Origin of the sequence: Arthrobacter sp. NPDC056493 (assembly GCF_042795115.1) — a bacterium.
Classification (GTDB): Bacteria; Actinomycetota; Actinomycetes; order Actinomycetales; family Micrococcaceae; genus Arthrobacter.
The window spans coordinates 12256-34543 of sequence record NZ_JBHTSL010000023.1 but is presented as its reverse complement, the minus strand read 5'-3'; the positions used below and the strand labels follow the sequence as shown (position 1 = coordinate 34543).

At 61.2% G+C, this 22288-nt stretch carries 20 protein-coding genes; 6 read left to right on the top strand and 14 right to left on the bottom strand.

All coding sequences use genetic code 11. From position 1 onward, the window contains the following. Positions 1 to 409 precede the first annotated feature (409 nt). Both ACFQ50_RS11540 and ACFQ50_RS11535 read left to right on the top strand, forming a co-directional pair. On the top strand, positions 410 to 616 hold the full coding sequence (locus ACFQ50_RS11540) for a hypothetical protein (RefSeq protein ID WP_377995673.1): 207 nt from the start codon (positions 410 to 412) through the stop codon (positions 614 to 616). Between the two features lie 358 nt (positions 617 to 974). Next, positions 975 to 1862 carry an aldo/keto reductase gene (locus ACFQ50_RS11535; RefSeq protein ID WP_377995672.1) on the top strand — a complete coding sequence of 296 codons (888 nt, stop codon included), beginning with the start codon at positions 975 to 977 and terminating at the stop codon, positions 1860 to 1862. Positions 1863 to 2753: 891 nt separating this feature from the next. Here the strand turns inward: ACFQ50_RS11535 and ACFQ50_RS11530 are convergent. The 7 genes from ACFQ50_RS11530 to ACFQ50_RS11500 all read right to left on the bottom strand — a co-directional run bounded on the left by ACFQ50_RS11530 (position 2754) and on the right by ACFQ50_RS11500 (position 10428). After that, complete coding sequence (locus ACFQ50_RS11530; RefSeq protein ID WP_377995671.1) at positions 2754 to 3419, bottom strand: TetR/AcrR family transcriptional regulator; 666 nt, start codon at positions 3417 to 3419, stop codon at positions 2754 to 2756. Positions 3420 to 3849: 430 nt separating this feature from the next. Next, positions 3850 to 4626, bottom strand: a complete 777-nt coding sequence (locus ACFQ50_RS11525) for an SDR family NAD(P)-dependent oxidoreductase (RefSeq protein WP_377995670.1) — start codon at positions 4624 to 4626, stop codon at positions 3850 to 3852. A 99-nt stretch (positions 4627 to 4725) separates the two neighbouring features. Then, complete coding sequence (locus tag ACFQ50_RS11520) at positions 4726 to 5886, bottom strand: serine hydrolase domain-containing protein (RefSeq protein WP_377995669.1); 1161 nt, start codon at positions 5884 to 5886, stop codon at positions 4726 to 4728. A gap of 99 nt (positions 5887 to 5985) precedes the next feature. Continuing rightward, a complete protein-coding gene (locus ACFQ50_RS11515; RefSeq protein WP_377995668.1) occupies positions 5986 to 6528 on the bottom strand; it encodes a cupin domain-containing protein in 543 nt (180 codons plus the stop codon). Positions 6529 to 6654: 126 nt separating this feature from the next. Continuing rightward, on the bottom strand, positions 6655 to 7698 hold the full coding sequence (locus tag ACFQ50_RS11510) for an ABC transporter permease (protein WP_377995667.1): 1044 nt from the start codon (positions 7696 to 7698) through the stop codon (positions 6655 to 6657). Beyond that, positions 7691 to 9283, bottom strand: coding sequence for a sugar ABC transporter ATP-binding protein (locus ACFQ50_RS11505; protein WP_377995666.1), 1593 nt, complete (start codon positions 9281 to 9283; stop codon positions 7691 to 7693). The genes ACFQ50_RS11510 and ACFQ50_RS11505 overlap by 8 nt, the downstream gene beginning before the upstream one ends. Before the next feature lie 98 nt (positions 9284 to 9381). Beyond that, complete coding sequence (locus tag ACFQ50_RS11500) at positions 9382 to 10428, bottom strand: sugar ABC transporter substrate-binding protein (RefSeq protein ID WP_377995665.1); 1047 nt, start codon at positions 10426 to 10428, stop codon at positions 9382 to 9384. A gap of 1017 nt (positions 10429 to 11445) precedes the next feature. Between ACFQ50_RS11500 and ACFQ50_RS11495 the strand changes: the two genes are divergently transcribed. Further along, on the top strand, positions 11446 to 12198 hold the full coding sequence (locus ACFQ50_RS11495) for an alpha/beta hydrolase (RefSeq protein WP_377995664.1): 753 nt from the start codon (positions 11446 to 11448) through the stop codon (positions 12196 to 12198). 1531 nt (positions 12199 to 13729) lie between these two features. On the opposite strand, the gene ACFQ50_RS11490 is transcribed toward ACFQ50_RS11495, so the two are convergent. Next, positions 13730 to 14767, bottom strand: coding sequence for an AAA family ATPase (locus tag ACFQ50_RS11490; RefSeq protein WP_377995663.1), 1038 nt, complete (start codon positions 14765 to 14767; stop codon positions 13730 to 13732). Between the two features lie 174 nt (positions 14768 to 14941). On the opposite strand from ACFQ50_RS11490, the gene ACFQ50_RS11485 reads away from it, so the two are divergent. The 3 genes from ACFQ50_RS11485 to ACFQ50_RS11475 are packed head-to-tail and all read left to right on the top strand — an operon-like array spanning position 14942 to position 15697. Continuing rightward, on the top strand, positions 14942 to 15181 hold the full coding sequence (locus ACFQ50_RS11485) for a hypothetical protein (RefSeq protein ID WP_377995662.1): 240 nt from the start codon (positions 14942 to 14944) through the stop codon (positions 15179 to 15181). Positions 15182 to 15184: 3 nt separating this feature from the next. Then, complete coding sequence (locus ACFQ50_RS11480; protein ID WP_377995661.1) at positions 15185 to 15406, top strand: GAF domain-containing protein; 222 nt, start codon at positions 15185 to 15187, stop codon at positions 15404 to 15406. Between the two features lie 18 nt (positions 15407 to 15424). Continuing rightward, the gene (locus ACFQ50_RS11475) at positions 15425 to 15697 is read left to right on the top strand and encodes an ANTAR domain-containing protein (protein WP_377995660.1); all 273 of its coding nucleotides are present in this window, start codon (positions 15425 to 15427) and stop codon (positions 15695 to 15697) included. Positions 15698 to 16094: 397 nt separating this feature from the next. Here the strand turns inward: ACFQ50_RS11475 and ACFQ50_RS11470 are convergent, their stop codons facing one another. The 6 genes from ACFQ50_RS11470 to ACFQ50_RS11445 form a co-directional block, all read right to left on the bottom strand. Further along, the gene (locus ACFQ50_RS11470; protein ID WP_377995659.1) at positions 16095 to 17186 is read right to left on the bottom strand and encodes a LacI family DNA-binding transcriptional regulator; all 1092 of its coding nucleotides are present in this window, start codon (positions 17184 to 17186) and stop codon (positions 16095 to 16097) included. 3 nt (positions 17187 to 17189) lie between these two features. Continuing rightward, positions 17190 to 18146 (bottom strand): glycoside hydrolase family 43 protein, encoded by a 957-nt coding sequence (locus ACFQ50_RS11465; RefSeq protein ID WP_377995658.1) that lies wholly within the window; start codon positions 18144 to 18146, stop codon positions 17190 to 17192. Beyond that, the gene (locus ACFQ50_RS11460) at positions 18143 to 18961 is read right to left on the bottom strand and encodes a carbohydrate ABC transporter permease (protein WP_377995657.1); all 819 of its coding nucleotides are present in this window, start codon (positions 18959 to 18961) and stop codon (positions 18143 to 18145) included. Before ACFQ50_RS11460 ends, ACFQ50_RS11465 begins: the two co-directional genes overlap by 4 nt. Continuing rightward, positions 18958 to 19905 carry a carbohydrate ABC transporter permease gene (locus ACFQ50_RS11455; RefSeq protein ID WP_377995656.1) on the bottom strand — a complete coding sequence of 316 codons (948 nt, stop codon included), beginning with the start codon at positions 19903 to 19905 and terminating at the stop codon, positions 18958 to 18960. The genes ACFQ50_RS11460 and ACFQ50_RS11455 overlap by 4 nt, the downstream gene beginning before the upstream one ends. An 81-nt stretch (positions 19906 to 19986) precedes the next feature. Continuing rightward, complete coding sequence (locus ACFQ50_RS11450) at positions 19987 to 21258, bottom strand: ABC transporter substrate-binding protein (RefSeq protein WP_377995655.1); 1272 nt, start codon at positions 21256 to 21258, stop codon at positions 19987 to 19989. A gap of 23 nt (positions 21259 to 21281) precedes the next feature. Next, on the bottom strand, positions 21282 to 22217 hold the full coding sequence (locus tag ACFQ50_RS11445; protein WP_377995654.1) for a family 43 glycosylhydrolase: 936 nt from the start codon (positions 22215 to 22217) through the stop codon (positions 21282 to 21284). Between the last annotated feature and the right edge of the window lie 71 nt (positions 22218 to 22288).

Below are 22288 nucleotides of genomic sequence, written 5' to 3'. Positions count from 1 at the left end.
GCTGGCCGAGGCCTGGGAAAAACGGAACAAACCCCGGTGTTGAGCGCCGCCTCCGCGTCGCTCAACACCAATCAGGGGCAACAGTTCTCAGCATTCGAGGTTCTCCACAGTCGATGACAAAGAATCGTTCGCTGCCGCCTCCCAGTAAACGCCCCGCGTCCTTACGTCACGCCCTAGCCTGCTCCGACTTGCAAAGCGTTAGGTAAGCATGCGCACCGTAGCGCGCATCAATCCGACGTGGGCGTGTGCATCTGAGCGTTTCATTTGAGCCGGAGGCCCGACCAAAAAGCACAACCGGCGAGGAGGAGCGACGAGGTGCGCATACCCAACGACTTTCACCCGACGTTGGCCCGGAAATCACCGGCAGCCAATCTTGGTACACCACAGCCCGCATTATCCAGGAGACACCATGACAAGCTCTGACACAAAAACACACGTAGGCCTGCTGTCAGTTCTCACCCCAGGCGACTGCGTAGAAGCCCACAGCGACGAGGGTTTGAGGTGGGCCGGAAATGTTGAGTTGGTTGCCCCGTCATTGGGCATGGTCTGGATCCAGACTGATAAAGGCGAGAGAAAAGCACTCGATATATATGACTTCGAGATCCAGACCTGCTGACATCTGACCGTTGACACGGTGGTCCCGTCCGACCCGGCCGAGGGTTGGGCCTGAGTATTCCAGCACAGCAGGACGACGTCATCATCCCGACAGAGACCCCGAAGATATGGACGCTAACGTTTCTCGTCCGTGAACGAACATGGCGGTGCTACAAAAGCGCAGTGGTTCCGCGAAGGAGTAGCGCGGAACGTGTCGTGCGCGGTTCGGTTACTCACGTGAGCACGCTGACATATTACCCCTGCCCTCGTTCCGCTCCGGACCGAGCTTCCATCTGCCATTTGGATCCACCTCCCCAGCAACGAGTTCGCATCACCACCGCACAGGCGCGCGCCATCATTCACGCAGGAAAGGCCCAACCATGACGCAGAACATCACTCTAAACAACGGCGTCGAAATCCCTCGCATCGGATTCGGCGTCTTCCAGAGCGCTCCGGAAAAGACCGCTGACGCAGTGGAAACGGCGATCGGTGCCGGCTACCGCCATATCGACACAGCCGCCACGTACGGCAACGAACGAGAAGTCGGCGAAGGAATCCGCCGTGCGGGCATCGATCGGGATGACGTGTTCATCGAGACCAAAATCTGGGTCAGCGACTACGGATACAGCCAGACGCTCCACGCTTTCGCAAAGAGCGCGACCAAGCTCGGCGTAGACGTCATCGACCTCCTCCTCCTCCATCAGCCTATGCCGCAGCACTTCGACCGCACCATCGACGCATACCGGGCGCTCGAACAGCTCCTCGCCGAGGGGCGCGTCCGTGCAATCGGCGTCAGCAATTTCATGCCTCACCACCTGGACGCTCTTGCCGCCCGCACGACCGTTGTGCCGGCCGTAAATCAGATCGAACTCCACCCCTACTTCAGCCAGCCCGACGTGCAGGCCGCCGATGCCGCCCGGGACATCCTCACTCAGGCCTGGTCGCCGATCGGCGGCATCACCGTGTACCGAGACCTGGGAGAAAACCGAAAGAGCGTTCTCGGAGACGACACGATCGCGGCGATTGCGAGCAGCCACGGCAAATCACCCGCCCAGGTGATGCTGCGCTGGCACATCCAGCAGGGGCGCTCCGCCATCCCCAAGTCCACGAACCCGGACCGGATCGCGGAGAATTTCGCAGTGTTCGACTTTGAACTCACGACCGACGAAGTGGGCCGCATCGATGCCCTCGACATGGGAATGCGTGGCGGCCCCGACCCGGACGAGATCAACCCTTTGTCCTGGGACTTGCACATTGACGAACATTAACCGGCGAGCGAGCCGGACCATGATGTGCACTATGACAGCGTCCTCGCCGCAAGCGCACCGCAAGCAGCCCGGCCAGCTGGGGCCTTGCGAGGTCCCTGTCCGTGGCGCCGACCGGGGCCACGCTCGGCGGTGACGGGGGAGCACACCCCAGGGCCGCACTGGCCAGCGCCCCATGGGCCAAACGGAACGATGATCCCGGTTGCCCCTTGGAAAAACCCGGCAAACCTCGTGGCCGCACGCGTCCGCAGAGAACCATCCAGCCAGCCCTGGAATGGCTCGCACGCTCAGGGGCCGGCCCACGCACTTTAGGGTCAACCGTGAAATCACCATCACCGGCAGCAACGCCATGGGGGATAGATAAGGGTGAAACCTCGTGCAGACCGGGATCGCCGGCAACTGTGACGCCGCAGGGCCCCGGGCACTGCCGATACCGGCGAAAGGCACGACAGAAGAAGGCGCCGAAGGTTACGGTCACCGCCGCGGGGCACCAGCGGAAACGTCGGATTCGTCATCGCGCGGGAGTTCTCGCGCCTCGTCCTACTCCCGATGTTTGAACGCCGACAACGAAGATTCCATTAACTGACGAAAGGTCACCATGGCGCCGTGAGAGGAGAAGGGGTGGTACGAGGTTAGCCATAAGCCTGTCCATCCGTGGCTGTCCCTGGCTGGACTGTGCCGGGGGCAGTGCCCGAAGGTTTCCTGCTGTTGTCGCTTGCTGGTGGTGAAGTGAAAGCCAAGATCGACGAATGCGGGCCGCCCCGGCCGCCGGATGCGAGAGCACGCTTAGCGTGATGGGCCCGCTATGGCAGTCTCAAGGGTCGAAAAAATCTGCGAGCTCTTCCGCGTAAGGCCGCACAAGGCACGGCGGTTGAACGTCGCCGTGCCAGGTCATTAGCCGATAGGTCGTTGACCCAGCAGCTGGTGTGTCTGCTCCGTGCTGAGTGCTTCCACTGGGAGATCCACGGCGCCCGCACGGGCACGAATACCGTCGAGCGCGATCCAGAGATAGCGTCGGTAAAGGTCGGTAACGTCTCCGCGGTCGACGTTTGCGGCTCCTGCTCTGGCAGTGAATGCGATGGCCGCAATTCCGATCTGCAGGAAGATCAAATCGGTCCCGGTCAGGTCGGGCCGCACTACACGCTGTTCACGGGCACGGTCGGCGAGAGCAGTTACGAGAGGCGCCAGCCGGTCACGCTCCCAGTCATATTGCTCCTTCGTGATGCGCTTGCCCGAAAGAATCTGCGCCATGCCGCGATCACGCGCTTGGATTGCGAGCGAACGCTCAAGGTAAGAAACAATGCCGGCCCAGGCGTCCGGCTCGGCTAGTGAATCACGAAGGACTTGCTCGAGCTCATTCACCTGGTCCTCAAGGATCGCGTCCATGAGGTCGTACTTGTTCGAGAACCGCCTGTACGCGGTGCCCACGCCGACACCGGCGTGACGGGCAACGTCATGCAGTGTCGCTTCGAACCCATGCTCGGCGAACACCTCGCGCGCGGCAACCAGCAGCCTACGACGGTTGTCCTCGGCATCTTTCCGCAATGAGGTCTCACTCATAACCCGACAATACCCAACAGTCGCATAGCATTAGGTTCCCCGCCATGTCGGATGGATGCACTGTGGCCAAACTTGGATTCCAAGCTCCACCACCGACGGCAGAATCCCCTGCCGGAAGAAATCTTCTTAAAGGTTGAAGGGTGCACCTTTGTTAATCCTTTTTGGTTCTGGATGGACGGACGTATCTGGCCCCACCAGGGTCCCGAGGCCGTAAATTTCTCCGGCCAGGTCGGAGAAATTTCCGGTACGGACTGGCTGACGGGTCAAAGTGCAGACCGCCCCTTAAGGCGACGCTACGGGAGCCGCCAGCTGACAGAACCGCCTATTTGCATGTCCGCAAAAAACAGGACACCGATCTATTCGACATTACGCCGATCACCTCCAACACATGCGCGAGGGTTTGTTCCCGGCAGCACAACGTTTGTGGCGGCTATCCGCGTCCACCAAATGAGGGAATTCCTGCCGTACATCCTCCATCAACGGGGAGAATGGCCCCGGTGATGAAGCTCGCGTCATCGGAAAGCAAGAAAGCAATGGCCGCGGCGACTTCCTCCGGCTCCCCGGTTCGCCCAATTGGGTGTGCCGCATTGATTTTCTCTACATTGGCTTCATCCTGAAACATTGGAGCTGTCATCGGTGTGCGGATCATTCCAGGGGCGACGGCGTTCACGCGCACGCCAGAGCCGGCGAGTTCGAGCGCCATAGTTTGTGTAGCACCAACAACCCCAAACTTTGAGGCGGCGTACGGCAGGCGGTTCGGGTTTCCGCGAATACCCGCGGCTGAACTTACGTTGACGATAGCCCCGTGGCCATCTTCCGATACAAGTGAGGCTGCGAATGCCTGGCACACGAAGAGGGTCCCGCTGAGGTTAATAGTAAGAACCCGTTCAAGCTCCTCTGGCGAGAAGTCGAGGATATTTCCGACGCCTCGGATTCCGGCGCTATTGACGAGCCCGTGCAGTGGGCCAAAGGCGTCCCTGGCGGTCGAGATTAGTGCATTCGCCTGTTTGGGGTCTGAAACATCCGCCGCCACGGCGAGAGTCCGATCGCTGGGGTCCAGATCGACCAGTACCTTCTCCACATCTTCGAGGCGCAGATCGGCTGCCACCACGTAGGCGCCTTCGGCGTGAAGGCGTTTCGTTGTTGCGGCCCCAATTCCGCTGGCAGCTCCCGTCACCACAACAGTCTTGCCGTGCAGTCCGTTCATTTCACACACTTCCTATTTATCCAGTCCGTCACCAACTAAACTTGCATTGTTAGTTAGTAGGAGGTCCAATTTCTCATCGGCGATGAAACAATGCTTCTATTAGCGTCCGAATTTCTCGCAGACGGCACGTTCAAAGTCATCAAGGCTGGCCATAAGGTCCGGGTCGCAGAATGGCAGCATTTGCGTCATGAATACGGCCGCGATTCCGCGGCTGGGGTCGATCCAGTAATGGCTATTCAGAACCCCGGCCCAGGTCAGGGATCCAACGCCGCGCATTCCTGGCGTTGCCTCTTCTGTTCGGAAAAAGCCTGCCGTGTGCGTTTTGCGTAACCCAGGGCACGGTTCTATGTCATACGACATCGACGGTATATACGATTTAATGACGGGCGTCGGCAGCGTTACGCCCCCTAACTGGTTTTCGAACATCAGCCCCATCGCGTCGGATCCCACGATGGTATGGCCATCGTGCTCTCCCCGGTTCAAGACGAGCCGTAGAAAGGACAAATAGTCCGCAGCGCTCCCGTAAAGTGCGTGGCCCATGTGATAGATTTCTGGATTCGCCGCTGGAAAGACCTGGCAAGGTTCGAGCGTTCCGTCCGGATGCTTGAGCGCCTGGTCTGCGAGGTGGTCGCCAGCTTGAGCGCGTTCGAAGTAGGTATTCGTCATCCCCAAGGGGTCGAGAATGTCTTCACGTAGGAGCCGGTCCATAGGGCGTCCATCCAGTTCCGCTACGAGCGCTCCGACCCAATCCGTCGATACCCCGTAGGCGAAGTCCTGACCGGGGTCGAACAGCAACGGATAGTTCAGGGACGCGTGCGTGCCAGTGACATCCGTCGAATGTGAGGGGGTCGCTTCTGCATACTCAGCCATCAAGGGATAGAAGGGCTCATAGCCCATACCGCTGGTGTGTGTAAGAAGGTGCCGAAGAGTCGCCCGGGTCCTGGGCTTGCGGTAGCGAGGGCCCTCTGCAGTGACCGCTTCCAACACCTGCAGTTCATCGAAGGCAGGGAGGACATCTCCTACAGGAGTGTCTAGTGTTATCAGACCGCGGTCGATTGCCATGACGGCCATCAGGCTGCCAATCGCTTTTGTCATCGAAAACAGCGTGAAGACGGTATCTGGGCCGGCCGCACGTGCGGCGTTGGCCTGTCCAGCGCTGTGTTCCCAGACGACTCCTTCGCGATCAGTCACCATTGCCACGAGGAAGGGGGCAACGCCTCGTTCCACCGTATTATCGATGATCTGGTCCAAACTGGACATTTTTGCTCCTTTGCAATCATTGCCCGATCGCAGTCATTGCCCTTTAGCAATTAGCTGCGGGTTGATTCTTTCAAGTAGGAATTTTTCCTTCTTGCGACGTCATTCACGTGCCGCCGGCAACATGGCCGTCACTACAGTGCATGAATGATCTGACCGATTTCTCCACGCATGCCGAGTTCCGCGCTGGACGAGGAAGTCGCCTGGGCGCAGTACTGTTTCACCCTCATCCAGAAGCAGACATAGTTCTCCGTCAATGATGGCCATAACGTCGATGGTGTCCGTTCGATGCATGCCGGCGACTTCGCTGGCTTGCTGGCCGCCTTGGTCGCCGTATAGGTCACGCATAGACGCCTCGTACTCTGCCATCTGTTCTGGATTAGTTCCGCCGTCAGGAGGAAACACAGCGATCCTGAAAGCCACACCCTGGCCAGTCGGTGCGGCGAGGACACCTTCCGGTGGCGAAGGCATGTCACCAGTTCGTGCTGGAAGAGAATCGGTTCGCCATATTTCTGTTATTGACAGTCCCGTCGGCCGACGGACCCAATCGGTGATCGTCGCATCAGAAACAATGACAGACCGTCCTTTGGCGTTCTCGCCTGTTACAACACGTCGCATGGGTTCGTACGGTTCTTCAGATGTCATGGTGCTCCTCGATGTGTGGCATCAGTATGTCCGTGGAAACAGACCGGGCCAGTACGCGATGGCTTCCACCGCGCTCAGTGATGATCACGGCGGTGTGAAAGTCAGGCGACAGTCCGGAGTAGTCCGTCACGAAGACGCCCGCAGCTTTTCTAGTTGCATCTTTCGTGCTTTACGCTCACGAGCACTTGCACTCAGGGTCGCGATGGCGACACTGACGATCAGGGCACCGCCGTTGAACATTTGCGTCACGCTGCTTGCTACTCCTAAGAGCGTGAACCCGTTAACTGCTACTGCCACGAGGAAGAGGCCGAACATCGTGCCCCAGACGTTGTAATGGCCGGGGCGGATGGCAGTCCGGCCGAGGAATACTGCAGCGAGGGACGGGAAAAGGTACGAGATTGCGCTGGTGGCATCGCCACCTCCGTTACTTGAGGTGAGAAGCCCTCCGGCAACTCCGGCCAGAAGCCCTGACAGAACGAAAGTCAACGCCACGGACCGTCGGGTGCGGATGCCAGCCAGCTTTGCTGCTGGCTCATTGCTGCCGATGGCTGCCAGTTTCCTTCCGAATGGAACTTGGTTCAGGAAGTACCAGACGATGATCGCTACGACAACTAGAAGCCAAAAGGGGAGGGGGATCAGAAGCAACCTCTGCGTCGTCCAGAGTGAAAAATCAAGTGGAATGTTGTTGGAAATGGTCTGCCCGCCTGTGTATAGGGCGAGCGCGCCTGCCCAAAAGATGTACGTTCCAAGGGTCGCTATGAACGGATCCAAATTGAAGCCGGACACAAGTACTGCATTCACTGCACCCGCCAAGGCGCCGACCAGGAGGCCAGCAATTAAGGCGACCACGACCGGCTGGCCATGTTGTGAAATGAGGCTCGCGACGGTCACGTTGGCCAACCCGGCGATGGCCGCGACCGACAGGTCGAAGTATCCAGCCACGAGCGGAATTACCATGGCCAATGCAATCAGACCCGTTACGGACTGGTATCCCAGGACGTTTTGTATGTTGAGCAGCGACCGGAACTGTTGCCCGGTGCTTGGCATGAGCGCGAATACGGCAATCAGAAGGACTAGGAAGATAGGCAGTCCGGACTTTTCGATGTATCCACGGATATTAAGGTCCGGAGGGGCCGTGCGTTCGTGTGCCAGTTCCGCAGTGTCAGTCATGGTTGTTCCTACTTTGCATGTGGACGAGTTCATTGAGGCGGTGGGCTGTGAGCTCATCGTTTGGTACGTGAGCGACAACGCGCCCGTTTCGGAGTATCAGAGCACGGTCGACAAACTGCGCTAGCTCTTCGAAGTCGGACGTGACCACGAGCGCAGCTGCGCCAGCCTCCGTTGCCTTTCGGACAAGCCTGTAAATGTCCGAGCGTGCCCCGACGTCAACGCCCTGGGTGGGCTCATCGAGCAGGAGGATTGAGACCTTGTCGCGACGCAGCCATCGTGCCAGGATCGCCTTTTGCTGATTGCCGCCGGACAATGTCCGCATCTGGACAGACCCAGAGGCTGCCTTGACGCCAAATCTTGCACGTAGTTCATCAGCGTCCCGGCTCATCTGCCCACTGCGGAACCCGATGCCTTTCCAGTATCGATCGAGCACCCCAATATCCATGTTCTGGTCCACTGACATGTCCAAAAACGCGCCGATGCGGGGGCGGTCCTCTGGGACCATTACGACCCCGGCGCCGATCGCCTGATCAATGCGCCGAAAGTCGGCTGCGCGGCCGTTGACTTCTACTTTTCCTGCGGTCTTCTTCAGCCCGCCGTAGATTGCGCTGAGCAATTCCGTTCGGCCTGAGCCAAGTAGGCCTGCCACTCCGACGACTTCACCGGGGCGGATCTCGAAACTGGCATCTCGGACAGGACCCGCCGTAAGGTCCGTGACTGTCAGGATGGGGTCGCCCGACGGGGCGGCTGTTGAGCGCTGCGGCTGAAGATCCGCCGCAGCGCGTCCGACAATCGACTCGATCAGCTCAGATTCAGTCAGCGTCTCGGTCCGATGGTCCTTGAACACCTGACCGTCACGCATCACGGTGACACGATCGGTCGCTTCAAGGACTTCGTCCAAACGGTGGCTGACGAAGATGACCGCATGGCCCAGAGCCGCCAGCTGCCGCATGGCCTCGAGCAGTACTTTTACTTCCGCAGCGGGGAGCGCTGCCGTGGGTTCATCGAGTGCGACGATGCATCGACCACCGTCGACATCCTGGAGGGCTGCCGCGATAGCAACCTGTGTCCGCACGGACACGGGAAGATCCCGTACTAGTGTTTCGGGAGAGGCCTGAATGCTATACCGCAGGATCAACTGCTGTGCCCGCCGCCTCACCTCCCGCCAAGAGATGTTGCCGGATCCGGACGTTGGGTATCGTGCGGACAAAGCAATGTTCTCTTCAACGCTTAGGTCCGGGTAGAGCGGCGGATCTTGGTGGACTACCCTGAAACCGAGATTATAAGAGGCTTTGGGGTCCAAGCTCGCAGCATCGAGCTGGCGGCCATTGATCATCACGGTTCCCTGGTCCGCGGGCGCGAATCCAGCGAGTATCTTGATCAGAGTGGACTTCCCGCAGCCGTTTCCGCCGCACAGCGCGTGTACTTCACCGTAGTGGATGTCGAGGTCGATTCCCTTGAGCGCCTGTGTACCAGGAAACACCTTAGAGAGTCCCCGAATGCCTAGCGCGAGTTGCCTTGACGCCGCAGCATCCAAGTTATTGGGTCGCAGAACGGGCTCCCGTTCGGCAGTCAGATCAGTCATCTCCGTCTTTCCATTTAACGTCCCCAGGCGGAATGAGTCGGCGCTGGCGGTACCGTCCCATCCCGTCCCCGGGTGGGGGCTGTCCAACCGGGCCACGGTCAGTCGACTCCCCAGGCCTTCTTATAAAGCTCCTTAAAGGGAACCGCGGTCTTGTACGCATCGCCGGACGTTGGACTCAAGTTGTGATCTTTGTCGATCGACACGAACCCGACACCTTGAGGGACCGACGGCTGGCCGTTGAAGTGACGGTTCAGCTGATCCATCGCACCCCACGACAACCAGTCAGAAGATCGGGCCACACCTTCTGCGTGCACCTGGCCAGACCGAACCAGATCGAGTCCAGGGCCTGTTCCGATACCGGAGACCACCTTTGCCTTATGTCCGGCTTGCAGAATCGCTTTGGCGCCGCCGCTGTCAACACCGTTGCTGTCAAAGGGCCACCAGACGTACCCCGCCTCGGGATACTTGATCAGGGCATTGCGCAGCGCTGTAACCCACGGGCCGTTGGGCGCCAGGTCAGAAACTGTCCAGGGGACGTCTGCCACGATCGAACAGCCGGAGCATTTTGCCAGTTCGCTCTTGAACCCATTGTTCAACAGGTCGAATTGTGGGTCACCCTGACCCATATTCGTGACTACCTTCGCGGTACCGCCCGAGTCAGCGGCCAGGTATTTCGCTGACCACTCGCCCCAGCCGGTCCACCACGACTTGTTGTCCGGGTAAGTCTCGCTGTAGATCATCGGGACGGTAAACAATGAAGGTCCGCTGCCTGTATCAGAACAATCCAGTGTCTCCAGACCAAGCACGGGAACGCCTTGCTGCTTTGCACGTTCCAGCTCGGGCTGCACGATTGAACAAGAAAAGGCATCCGTGATGATGGCATCCGGTTTCGCGGCCAGGGCTGTGCGAATTGCCGTTGAGTAGCCGTTGGCCTGATTCAGGTTTCCATCAGCAAGATGGAAATCCCATCCCAGCGCCCCGGCTGCCTCCTTCGCCGCGTCCGCAAACGACGCGCAGGACGCGACCTGCTGACCGCAGGAAACAAACCAAACGCTCTTGTCCTTCGCCGCCGGCGGCGATGTGGCAGGCGGCGTCGCTTCGTTGCCCTTAAGGGCTACTGCAAGCGCAGCGGAATCCTTCTGCACCGACGCGGTCGAGGCCGGGTTCGCGGAGTCTGCCGCACTACAGGCCGACAACATTGTCGTTGAAACCGCAACGCTAGCGACCGCTACGGTGAGATGCCGAAATTTAGAACGGTTCAATCTAATCCTCCAAGAATGGGGAATGAAGGGAAGCGTATTGTCCTCGGTCAACACTGACCTGCAGATCCTTCGCACTGTTTGAAATGCGGAACGCCGGTTCCCTATTACGATCACAAGCGTAACCGGACACGATCTGTCCGCGCAAGCATTTTTTCTGTCAATGCTGCGACCGCGGCTGAGGCGCCTTGGTCTTAGTGAACTGAACATGCTCCTGCTCGACCGGCCCGTCGTTACGAACAGCAAGTGCTTGCGTTTATACCTCGTGCGGCCTATCGTTCATCTCTGGAAACGGATGTACGTAAATAGGGCGTGAATGGGATTGATGACTAGAGAGCACCTTCAGCAACACTTCGTGCCTCGATACCCACAACCGCTGCCAAGTGGAAGGGGGAGCGACCTGGAGTGGACCTCGCGAGGTATAAGTCGGTCCGGGCCTTTTGCGTCCGTGAATGCACTTGCTTGCCCGCCAGCCGCAAGCGCAAGGGGTTCTCGTGCCGAGGTCCGGCCATGACCACCTCCGTCAAGACGTGATGGACCCAGAGTTGACCAGTGACGACACGGCAAGAGAGCTACCTACCTCGAGGCCAGTGCTGGTTCTGAGGGGGTAAGAGTGAAAGGACTGATGTGATGGCAGTTGAAGGAAGCGGGCGGACAGAATCCCCGTCCGAGCTTAATTACCAGGCGCGCTTATACCTTGAATCTCGGTCCTCCAAAAACGGTCCGGATCCATATAGCCAAAGCGTAGAGGAAGCGCGCTGGGAACAGTCCCTCACCGCGGGCGTCATAGGTGCAGGTTCTCCCGATCTAGCCGGTATATACGACCTCATGGCGACTCGCGGAACAACATCCGTCCCTTTGCGAGAGTATCGCCCCCATGGGCTAGCTACCCTTCCCGGAGCCATGGTATTCATTCATGGCGGCGGTTGGGCAGTTGGGGACCTGGCAACCTATGACGAATTGTGCGCTCGGCTTGCGATCGCAAGTCAATCTGTCGTGTTCTCGGTTGATTATCGGCGTGCCCCTGAAGAGCCATTCCCAGCGGCGGTACAGGACTCAGAGGCGGCTACGCGTTGGCTGCTCGATCAGGCCAAGAATTTGGGAATCAACTCCCAGAGAGTTGTGATCGCGGGCGACAGCGCCGGGGGAAACCTCGCGGCAGTCGTTGCTCGTCGGCTGCGAGACCACCCTCCCTCCAGTGGCGTTTGCCTCTTGGGACAGTTGCTCATTTACCCCATCACCGACGGGCGAATGAATTCAGCTTCGTACGCCCAGTTTTCTATTGGGTATGGCCTCACGAAAAGACGCATGGAATGGTACTGGGATATGTACTGCCCCGACCCGGATCAACGCGGGCACCCGGACGCCTCCCCCATTTTGGCCGCAGAACTAGACGGTATTCCACCAATGGTTGTCGTTGTAGCAACGCATGACCCGTTGCATGATGAAGCGAGGGAGTATGCAGATGCGGCTCTTGCCGCAGGAGTCCAGGTCGAGGTTTTGGAGGCCAAAGGGCAGCTTCATGGATTTATCAGATGCACTGGGATTATCGATGAAGCGATAGCAACAATCGATCGGCTGGGGGTCGCTGTCGTTGAGTGGGCCGCGACAGCAGCGGAAGATTCGAATAAGCAAGCGCTGGCGGGCTTGGAATGAGCCTTTTGCTGAACTCGTGATGTTTGCCAGTGCAAGCTTTTAGACGAAGCCCATTGTTGTCGGGCCTGTCGTTCATGGTCCGATGCCGCGGCGTGCCGGCGAACGTGGCCCTGAACCCGGCGCGCTTGGGGCTGTGGGCGTAAGCCTCGGCGTCGGCGAATGCTCAGCATGCCAAGCCGTCCAGACAACGCCGATAATGGGGATTCCGTCATGTTGGAGGCCGCCGTGCTTGGTGGCACTCCGGTGCTCGATAGGACGGGTTCGGTCATGCATCTTCTGTGGTGTCCGCCCATGAGATCTTCGAAGGAGGCCGCAACGCAATGATCATTGAATCCTGGTGCCGGCTTGCCGCGGACAGAAATGTGTGGGCAAGGTCGTGCGTGGGGCCTGGGTATCTCCGGACATCAGGCGCAGCGATCGCGCGCGTCCGTCACCGTTACTCCTCGCCCTCAAAACGCCGCACATGCGCGGGGATGGGCGTCCAAAATGGCAAAAAAGAGGGTGTGCACAATGTGCACACCCTGGGCTTCGGATTCGGTTGTTCCGGCGTCGGACTGGGCCGGATTGGGGGATGTTTTCGGGGGAGAGTCGGATTTGCAGGGGGAGAAGGCTGGTTCGAGTCCCATCTTGGGCACGTGTTTTCCCTGTTCAGGGGCTTTTAGCCTCTGAATGTGGACATTTTGTGTTGTGAAGGGCCCCTTCGGGGGCCTTTCTTATTGGTGGCCGGTGCTGTGGCCGGTTGCCTCCTTGCCCAGTGGTTGACCGTTTGGTCTTTGGTACCTGTTCATGGACGTTGTTGGGTTGGCCAACATGATCTGAGAACGTTCGGCGGAAAATTTCTTTTCTGCTCGACGTTGGTTGTTCATCCCGTTCCTCCTTTTCGGTCGTGGTGGACTGTTCTGCTCGTTCATGGTCGGCCTGGGTTGGAACTGCATGACCTTCCAAAGTTGCCGAGCTAACTGTGTCGTGGTGTTGCCTGTTTCTGCCCCCACGCCTGTTCATGGCAGGGCTTTCGGCTGACAGCATGACTATTAGGGCACTTGTCCCGAGCGTCAAAGTGTTCGCGGGGAAGCCACTATCTGCCGGCAAGAGAACGGGGCCAAGAAGATCAAGGGGAGGCTGCCGTCAGAGCGGGGATGCGTGGCCGTGCTGCCGACACGAACGGATGGCGCGCTGGTAAAGCGCAGGACCCACGACCTTACCGATGCCGGACTTCACAGGGAGCCCGGCTTACTTGCGGGCGGGGGAGGAGCGCCTGCACGCCTCCTGGGCTGACAAGGAAGACCCTGCCATCACCCGCACTGCGCATGAACCGCCTGGAGGAGCCCGCCGCCGCCGAGGCCCTGGTCAAGCTGCACCCGGGGACCCAGCAGCAGTGGCGTGGCGCCGTTCGCGACCGGTTGGGGTGAGGGGCCGTGGAGCAAGCTTGGGTGAGTGGGAGAGCTTTCCTGCGGTTGCACGACCGGGGAATTGATGTGATCTTCCACTCGGGGTGGGAGGGGCATTCGCCTGAGAGCCGCCGCGGATCCGGTCAGGCCTGCAGCCAGCGCCACCAGCGTGGCCGCTCCGGTTCCGGCATCGGTTCGGGCTCCGGCTCCTCGCCCAAGGCCAGCGCGGCCTGGACGATGTCGTCCGCGGTGAGTGTCATGACGGCCTCACGATCGAGCGCGTCGAGACTTTGCTCCTTGTCGAGGGACAGCCGCAGCGCCTGGCGGTTGAGGGCCTGCTCGAACAGCGTGCGGGCGAACCGTGCGTTCCCGGAGTCCTCGCCCGGGTGGAGCCCGGTAAGGATACGGCGCAGCATCTGGTCCGCCCCCGGGCCAAGCGTGTACTCGTGCTGGGCCAGCATCTGGTGGAAGATCGTTTGGAGTGCGTCGACGGAGTAGTCGGGGAACGTGATCTCGCGGGCGAACCGGGAACGCAGTCCGGGGTTCGAGAGCAGGAAGGACTCCATCAGCCGCGGGTACCCGGCCACGATCACGACCAGGCGGTGGCGGTGGTCCTCCATCCGCTTGAGCAGGACCTCGATCGCCTCGGGGCCGAAGTCCATCCGGCCGTCCTCCGGGGCCAGCGCGTAGGCCTCGTCGATGAACAGCACGCCATCCAGCGCACGCCGGATCACACGGTCCGTCTTGATGGCGGTCTGGCCGACGTACTGCCCAACCAGGCCGGAACGGTCGACCTCGACCAGGTGGCCTTTCTGGAGCAGACCGACCGCGCGGTACATCTCGGCCAGGAGCCGGGCTACGGTGGTCTTGCCCGTGCCCGGGTTTCCGAGGAACACCAGATGCTGTGATGTGGCTACCTCCGGCAGGCCGTGCGCCTTGCGGCGGGCCTGGACTTGGAGCAGCGCGACGAGGGCCCGCACCTGTTCCTTCACGGTCTCCAGTCCGACCAGCGCGTCGAGCTCGGCCTGCACCTCGGACAGCGGCCGGGCCGGTCCGGCCTTCACACCGAGGAGATCGCCGACCAGGTCGTCGACGCGCTCCGAACCGGGCAGCTTGAGCTGATCGGCCAGATGGCCGATGGTTTCGCGTAACTCGTCGAGCGGATGGCGGTTGGGAGCCATGCAACCACTGTAGTACTCGATTCCCGGTCGGGGTTGGGTTGGGCTTACCAGGGGTGCTTCCCCATGGCCTGAGCCCGCCCTACCATTGGAGGTCCTCTTTCACCCATGGTTCCTGCTTGTGACGGTGCCTGGGCGTGTGATGAGGCTGATGAGGTCCACTTCTAGGATGTTGCTATGGAGACGGGCGAGCAGAACGAGGTCTTCCAGCGGCTGCACCAGCTCATTGACGGTGCGGTGACGTTAGCGGATGACGTTAAGGGCTTCCTCGAAGGTATGACCCGGTACGCCTCGGCGACCCTTAGCCGGGTCACCGGGGCACAGATTGAGTGCGCCGTGACGCTGCACCGGCGCAAGCGCAGTGTCACGATCGCCGGCAGCAGCGACACCGCTATCCTGCTCGATGGTGTCGAGTAGGCGTTGGGTGAAGGTCCGTGTCTGGAAGCACTCGAAACCCTCAAGCCCGTGCTGCTCCCCGACACCGGGTCCGACGAGCGGTGGCCACGGCTCTCCCAGAGCCTGGCTGCAGTTGGTGCCCGCAGCGTGCTGGGTGTTCCGTTGGCCCTTGGTGAGGACGCCTCCGCGGCTTTGAACTTCTTTGCCCGGCAGTCGGGGCTGTTTACCGCGGAAGCCATCGACTAGGCGGCGGTTTTCGCGGACATGGCCGCCCAGGCGTTGCGACTGGCTGTGCGGATCGCCTCAGCTGACCTGTTGGCCGAAGATCTCAAGGCCGCGATGGAAAGCAGGACGGCCATCGATTTGGCGACCGGCATCATCATGGAACAGGACCACTGCAGCCAGTACGAGGCGTTCGCGATGCTGCGCGATGCCTCCCAGAACCGGAATGAGAAGCTCCGCAGCGTTGCCGAAGGAATCTTAGAAGACCGGACTGCAAACCACGAACCAACGTCGGTTACCCATTTTGAAGAATGAACCCTGGAGGCCGGGGCGCCGGTTTTCGCGGCTCCGCTCAAGAAGCCATCGACAGCTTGGCCGATGTCCAATGCAGATCTGGGTCCGAGACCGGCGGCAACAAACAGAAGCTGCCAATCGGAACGCTCCCTTCACCTAGTTCCCGCTATCGGCCGCAGACTGCTGCTTCGCGCCCGTTGCCCCCAGAAGAACGTCAAGATATCAGGCTTGAGGGCGCCAGGTTGCTGTGTACTTCAACCGGCTATGAGGACCGCCGCACCACGCCTGTGTTCCCCCTTTCGCGAAGTTTGCAAGCCCCGCGGTCGAGTTGCAGGAAGTCTGGTCGGTTACGTGTTCGTACAGTCTTTGCTCCTGACAGGCGCGAAAGAAGAGCTCCGGACTCTGCATTGTGAGACGGTTATTGCCTTGGCCGCGCGGTGCTTTGGCGGTGCACGATCTGGGTGGGGACCAAGGTAATGCCAGTTTCGGTGGTGTTGGTGTGGATCTGCCGGAGGACGTGGTCGACGCATTGGTTGCCGACGTTGGTGAAGTTCTGACGGACAGTGGTGAGCGGGGGAGCGTAGGAGGAGGCTTCGGGGACGTCGTCGAAGCCGACCAGGCTGATGTCTTCCGGGACGGATTTCCCTTTTTCGCGGAAGGCGCGGAGCAGGCCCAGTGCCATGTGGTCGTTGGCGGCGAACACCGCCGTGCAGCCGGGTTCGTCGGCGAGCCGGAGGCCTGCGGCGTATCCGGAGGCCGCTGACCAGTCGCCGCGGAGCACCGGTGGGACGGGCCTGCCCGCGGTGGTGAGGGTGGTGCGCCAGGCGGCGGCGCGGCGTTCGCTGGCGAAGGATTCCTCGGGGCCGGCGACGTGCCAGACGGTTTCGTGGCCGAGGTCCAGAAGGTGCTGGACGGCTTTGCGGGCGCCGTCGGCCTGGTCGGTGTCCACCACGCTGTACTGCTCGCCGGCGTCGGAGTCGACGACGACCTTCACTCCCGGGGGCAGCGCAACGGTGGCTGCGTCGAGGAGGTGGATCTCCATGATGGCGATGACCGCGTCGACGGCGAGCTCGCTCATGCGTGAGAACGCACCCTGGATCCCGGCCTGGGTGGGGGCTGTGACCGGGATGAGCGTGATGGCGAAGTCCTGCCGTGCGGCGTGCAGGGCGATGGCTTCCACGGTGCGCATGGTCCCGGTCGAGGACAGCGAGAACGTGATGACGCCGATGGTCCGGAAACTGCCCCGCTTGAGCGCCCGTGCGGCGCTGTTGGGCCTGTATCCCAGCTCGTTCATCACGGCGATAACACGCTCTCGGGTCGCGTTGCGGACGTCCGGGTTCCCGTTGGCAACGCGTGACACCGTCTGAGTAGAGACGCCAGCTCGTTTGGCTACGTCCACCACGGACACGCCGTGCTTACGGCCTTTCTGGGCGCTATGACAGTCGTTGAGTGCGGACCGCACGTCCAAGTCATGGACGGGTGTGCGTGTTCCGGTTCCGGAGCTGGCCATGGATCACCTGCCTGCGAACGCTTCGAGCCGGGACCATTCGGCATGGGACAGCGCGAGGATGGAACCGTGGCTGGCTCCCGAGGGCAGTCTCGAGGTGACGGGGGACCACATGGCCGTCTCGAGCGAGTCACTGGTGAACGCCGTGTAGCGGCGGTGGCCGTACTCGTCGATGAAGAGGCACCACTGGTTCCGGCCCCGGACCACAATGGGCCCTTCTCCGTGCATGATGCCGTTCCCGCCGATTCCCGTGGCGACCCTGCTGTACTGCGTGCTGTCCAGGGTCTTCGAGCGCTCGACCGTGATGTGTCTGGCGTCTGGGCTTGAGGAGTCCGCGGAGAGCTCGTCTTTGCTGAATCGGTAATAGTGGCCGGCGGATGCAACGACGGTGGAGTCGATGACTGACCATCCCTGGTCGATCCAGACGCGTGCGGGGGTGAAGGTCTTGAAGTCGACGGTGTTGGAGCAAAACATCCGTTGGTAGTTCTGGTTGTTCGCGCTGGTCCCGTGCAGCGTCGAAGCCCAGTACACGAGGTAAGAGCCGGCGGCCGGGTCGTACATAGCCTCGGGCGCCCACGCATTCCCTGCGTCCGGCGGAGCGAGTTCGACCAGTCTGGGTTCAGACCAGGAGATCAGGTCCTGGCTTTCCCAGACGACAATGCATCGGCTCCCGGCCTTGATGCAGTCCTCCCAAGCGGTCTGGGGGTCCCGTCGTGCAATGCACAGGTCGGTGGCGAGCAGGTAGTAGCCGGCATCCTCTCCGGGCAGTCCGGCGGCGCGAAGCAGGAACGGGTCCCGGACGCCTTGCTCGCCGACGTCTGAGCGGAGAACGGGCCGCCCGCCGTTCAGGGTCTCCCATTCAAGCGGGTCGGGCCCGTTGCTTCGTGCAAAGCGGACCTGTTCCCCGTCCTCCTCGGCAGCGGAGGTGAAGTAGGCGAAGAGGTAGCCGCTGTGTTCGGTCACCCCTTTACGCTTCCGCTGACGAGCCCGCTGACGATGTGCCGCTGCATCAGGACGAAAAAGATCACCATCGGGATCAGGACGATGACGGTCAGGGTCATGAAGGCCGGCCAGTCGGTGGTGAACTGCCCCACGGCCGAGTAGACCTGCAGGACCAGCGTCTGCTTGTCCTGGGAGCTGATGAACACATTGGGGGTGATGAAGTCGTTCCAGACCCACATGGTCTGGAAGACTCCGACGGTGACGAGGATCGGGCGGATCAGCGGCAGGACGATGGTCCAGTAGATGCGGAATGGTCCGGCGCCATCGATCCGGGCGGCCTCCATGATCTCAGCGGGGATGGTGCGCATGTATCCGAGGATCAGGTAGTAGCAGAAGATCGACCCGCAGGCGTACAGCACGACGAGCCCGTTGAGAGAGTCCACGAGGTGCACGCCCACCAGCATCCGGTACAGCGGGATGAGCGTTGCCTGTCCGGGAATAACGAAGGCGGCTACGAGGACTCCACCGATGATCGTTGAGACCTTGCTTCGGCCGGTGATCCTGCCGAATGCTGCCAGCGATCCGATGGCCAGCATGAGGAAGATCGACGCTGCAGTGACGTAGATGGTGTTCAGTAGGCTGTGGAGAATCTCTGTGCCCTGGAAGACCTTCGTATAGTTTTCGAACACCCAGTGAGTCGGGAGCGCAAGGGGGTGATTGGCCGTCTCCTCCTGCGTCTTGAAGGTGTTGACGATGATGTAGTAGAAGGGCACCGCCATGAGGCAGGCCAGAGGGATCATGAGGGCGGAGGTCAGGATGTGCCGGGTCTTGGTCATGAGAACTTCCTCTGCAGGGCGCTGGAGATCGCCATCTGGCCGAGAACGACCAGGCCGACGACGATCAGGAACAGGACGGCGAGGGCCGAGGCAGCGCCGACGCGTGACTGGGCGATTCCGTCTTCGATAAGGGACTGGGTGAGGGTTCTGGTCGAGAAGCCGGGGCCGCCGTGGGTCAGGGTGAAGGGGAGGTCGTAGACCTTTAGCCCGTTGGTCATCAGCAGCAGTTGGCTGACGGCCATGGCAGGGACCAGCAGGGGCAGGGTGATGTAGCGGAAGCTCTGCCACCCGCTGGCGCCGTCGATCTTGGCGACCTCGTAGTAGTCGGCCGGGATCGCCTGGAGGTACGCCAGGTAGAGGACAGCATGCCATCCGGTGAGCGCCCAGACGGTGACGGCGACCGTGGAGAGCTGCGCGAGTGTGCTTTGGGAGAGCCACGGGATCGGGCCGAGTCCGGTCAAGGAGTGGATGAGGGAGTTCAGCACGCCGGACCCGAGGGGGTTGAGGATGAACCCCCACACCAGCCCGAGGACGGCGACGCTGGGGATAGCGGGGAAGAAAAAGGCCGACCGGACGAAGTTCAGCCCGACGAACTTGCGGTTCAGGGTCAGTGCCAGCGGGATCGCCGTCGCGGTGACCAGCACGGTCGTCGAGACCGCGTAGAAGACCGTGTAGCCGAGCGCCGAGAGCATCGAGGGGTCCTTGAATAGCTGTGCGTAGTTAGCGAATCCTACGAATTTCGGGTTGCTCACGTACCCGTTGAAGTCGGTGAAGCTGAAGTAGAGCGACTGGCCCATCGGAACGACGAAGAGCACGAGGAAGACGACGACAATCGGGGCCATGAAGGCCAATGAGGAGAAGGGGAGGCGCAGCCGTCGCCGGGGCTGCTGTACGGCTCCCGGCTGGACCGAGCGCACCGAGGGTGATGTTGTTGAGAGTGCCATGGGTATGCCTTTCGAGCGGCCCCAGGGACCCGGCAGCGCGTCCTGACTTGGAGGTGTGCTGCCGGGCCCTGGGAAAGGGGGTTACTTGCCCTGGAGGGACTTCAGCTTCGCATCCAGTGCCGCTGACACCTTCTCGGGGCTGCTCTGGCCCTGGATGAGCTGCTGGAGGAGGGAAACCGCTTCGGTGTTCATCGCGGCGGAGTTCGTGGGCCAGGTGACCTGCGGGAGGTAGAACTGGCCGGCCCGCACGGCGGGAACCATCGAGGATACTGCCGGATCCAGCTTCGGCGTGTAGTCCTTGGTTGTGGTGATCGTTGCTGTCTGTTTCTGGTACAGCTCGACCCCGGTCTTGCTTTGGAGGAACTCGACGAGCTTCCCGGCCGCGGCCTGGTGGTCGGTCTTGGCGTTGACCGCGTATCCGGGTGAGACGGCACCGGCCCAGTAGCTACCGGAGTCGCCGGCAACAGGCATGAAAGCCACTTTCAAGCCGGGAGCGGCCTTCTGGATGCTGCCAAGGGCCCAGGAGCCGGTGCTGATCATCGCCACGGATCCCTTGGCGAACTCCGAGTTGATCTGGTCCCCGGTCAGGCCGGCCACGGAGGAGGTCATCAGATCCAGGGTGAACAGTTTCTGCCACTGCTGCAAGGGGGCGGTCCAGGTATCGGCGAAGGAGGTCTTCCCGGCCCAGATGTCCGCGTCCATCGTGCGGCCCCTGGCTTCGTTCTGGAGCCCGAGGAGGGCGGCCAAGCTCGTCGGGATTTCGTCGCCGCGCTCGTAGAACGGGGTGATGCCTGCGTCCTTGAGCTTCTTGCACAGGGCGAGGAAGTCGTCCCAGGTCTTGGGCGGGGCGGTGAACCCGACCTTGGCCAGGAGGTCTTTGTTGTACAGGATGCCGCCGCCCCAGGAGGCCGTGGCCGCGCCGTAGACTTTGCCGTCCTTGGTGTAGGTCGCCTTTGCGGCATCGGCAATGTTGCTGATCCAGGGCTCGCCGCTGAGGTCTTTGGCCAATCCGCTGTTCATGATGTCGGTCTTGTTCTCGGCGGTGATGATGAACACGTCGGCGGCCGTGCCGCTGTTCAGGCGGGTCTGCAGGGTCGAGATGTAGCCCTGCACAGGCGTCCCGTAGGAGACCTGGACGTTGATGCCGGGGTTTTCCTTCTTGAACTCCTCCAGGACAGGCTTCATCGTCGCCTCGTTATCCCAGGAGTAGAAGCTGACGGTGTCCTGACCGTTGGAGCCGCCGGAGGCGTCGGAACATCCCGTGAGCGCTGCGACGGTGGCCAGCACCGTCCCGGCGGCCACCATGCCGAACGACAGCTTGCGGCGCCGGGTGGATTTGGTTTGCTGCTGCATGAGCTTTCCCTTTTCCTTACTTGTTACTTTGATGCTTGTTCGGATGTGGTGCAATGGTGCGTCAGTTCCCTCACGACCGGTTCGTGCGAGGTCCGGACCTTCTGGAGCCGCCCCTCCGGGGTGTGGATCAGAGGGTCGATTGCGAGTTCCCGGCGGTACCCGGTCCCGCCGGGGATCGCGAAGCGGTGGTAGGCGATGAGCCATTCGTCGCTGTCAGGGATCCGGACGATGGAGTGGTGTCCCGTGGCGTAGATGCCGCGGCCGGGGGCCTTCTCCAGGAGCACTCCCTGATCGGTCCAGGGCCCGAAAGGGCTCGTTGCGGTGGCGTACCGTACCCGGTAGTTCTCATCCCGGGTGTCATTCTCGGACCAGGAGAGGTAGTAGACGCCCCCGCGGCGGTGCACGTTCGGGGCCTCGCAGAAAGCCGTCGGGATCCAGGAAATCACCGTCGATGGATCGAAGGAGACCATGTCGTCATTGAGCCGCACGACGTGGGCGACGCCGTTGCCCCAGTACAGGTATGCCGCCCCGTCCTCGTCGACGAAGACATTGGGGTCGATGGCGCGGCCCGGATACGCCCCTTCGGAAATCAGCGGGACGCCGAGGTCCTTGAATGGGCCCGTGGGTGCGGGCGCCACGGCGACACCGATGTTCTCCCTCTCGGCCGTGTAGTAGAGAAAGTACCGGCCGTCACGCTCGGCCACGGCAGGCGCCCAGGCATGCTCACGCGCCCACCCGGTGTCCTCCGGGAGCGAGAACACCACGCCGTGATCGGTCCACTCGACCAGATCCCGAGACGAGAAGGCCCGGAAGGACGTCGCCTGCCAGCCTTCGCTGCCGTCGGTCGTCGGATAGATATAGAACCTTCCATCGAACACTGTCAGATGAGGATCTGCGTAGTACCCCTCAATCAGGGCTGGGACCGGGGGCTTCCCCGGGTCGAGATCAGTGTGAGTCAAAACGTTCTCCTAGTAGAGGTGTGGATCGATACAAATAGTTCGCGTACGCTGATGAGTACGCCGTTGGGCAA

Bases quoted from the DNA above. Each gene is read 5' to 3' on its own strand.
- ACFQ50_RS11505 (WP_377995666.1), bottom strand. From the start codon at position 9,283: ATGACTGATCTGACTGCCGAACGGGAGCCCGTTCTGCGACCCAATAAC.
- ACFQ50_RS11525 (WP_377995670.1), bottom strand. From the start codon at position 4,626: ATGAACGGACTGCACGGCAAGACTGTTGTGGTGACGGGAGCTGCCAGC.
- ACFQ50_RS11460 (WP_377995657.1), bottom strand. From the start codon at position 18,961: ATGACCAAGACCCGGCACATCCTGACCTCCGCCCTCATGATCCCTCTG.
- ACFQ50_RS11455 (WP_377995656.1), bottom strand. From the start codon at position 19,905: ATGGCACTCTCAACAACATCACCCTCGGTGCGCTCGGTCCAGCCGGGA.
- ACFQ50_RS11490 (WP_377995663.1), bottom strand. From the start codon at position 14,767: ATGGCTCCCAACCGCCATCCGCTCGACGAGTTACGCGAAACCATCGGC.
- ACFQ50_RS11515 (WP_377995668.1), bottom strand. From the start codon at position 6,528: ATGACATCTGAAGAACCGTACGAACCCATGCGACGTGTTGTAACAGGC.
- ACFQ50_RS11450 (WP_377995655.1), bottom strand. From the start codon at position 21,258: ATGCAGCAGCAAACCAAATCCACCCGGCGCCGCAAGCTGTCGTTCGGC.
- ACFQ50_RS11520 (WP_377995669.1), bottom strand. From the start codon at position 5,886: ATGTCCAGTTTGGACCAGATCATCGATAATACGGTGGAACGAGGCGTT.
- ACFQ50_RS11535 (WP_377995672.1), top strand. From the start codon at position 975: ATGACGCAGAACATCACTCTAAACAACGGCGTCGAAATCCCTCGCATC.
- ACFQ50_RS11475 (WP_377995660.1), top strand. From the start codon at position 15,425: ATGGCCGCCCAGGCGTTGCGACTGGCTGTGCGGATCGCCTCAGCTGAC.
- ACFQ50_RS11530 (WP_377995671.1), bottom strand. From the start codon at position 3,419: ATGAGTGAGACCTCATTGCGGAAAGATGCCGAGGACAACCGTCGTAGG.
- ACFQ50_RS11510 (WP_377995667.1), bottom strand. From the start codon at position 7,698: ATGACTGACACTGCGGAACTGGCACACGAACGCACGGCCCCTCCGGAC.
- ACFQ50_RS11495 (WP_377995664.1), top strand. From the start codon at position 11,446: ATGGTATTCATTCATGGCGGCGGTTGGGCAGTTGGGGACCTGGCAACC.
- ACFQ50_RS11540 (WP_377995673.1), top strand. From the start codon at position 410: ATGACAAGCTCTGACACAAAAACACACGTAGGCCTGCTGTCAGTTCTC.
- ACFQ50_RS11470 (WP_377995659.1), bottom strand. From the start codon at position 17,186: ATGGCCAGCTCCGGAACCGGAACACGCACACCCGTCCATGACTTGGAC.
- ACFQ50_RS11485 (WP_377995662.1), top strand. From the start codon at position 14,942: ATGGAGACGGGCGAGCAGAACGAGGTCTTCCAGCGGCTGCACCAGCTC.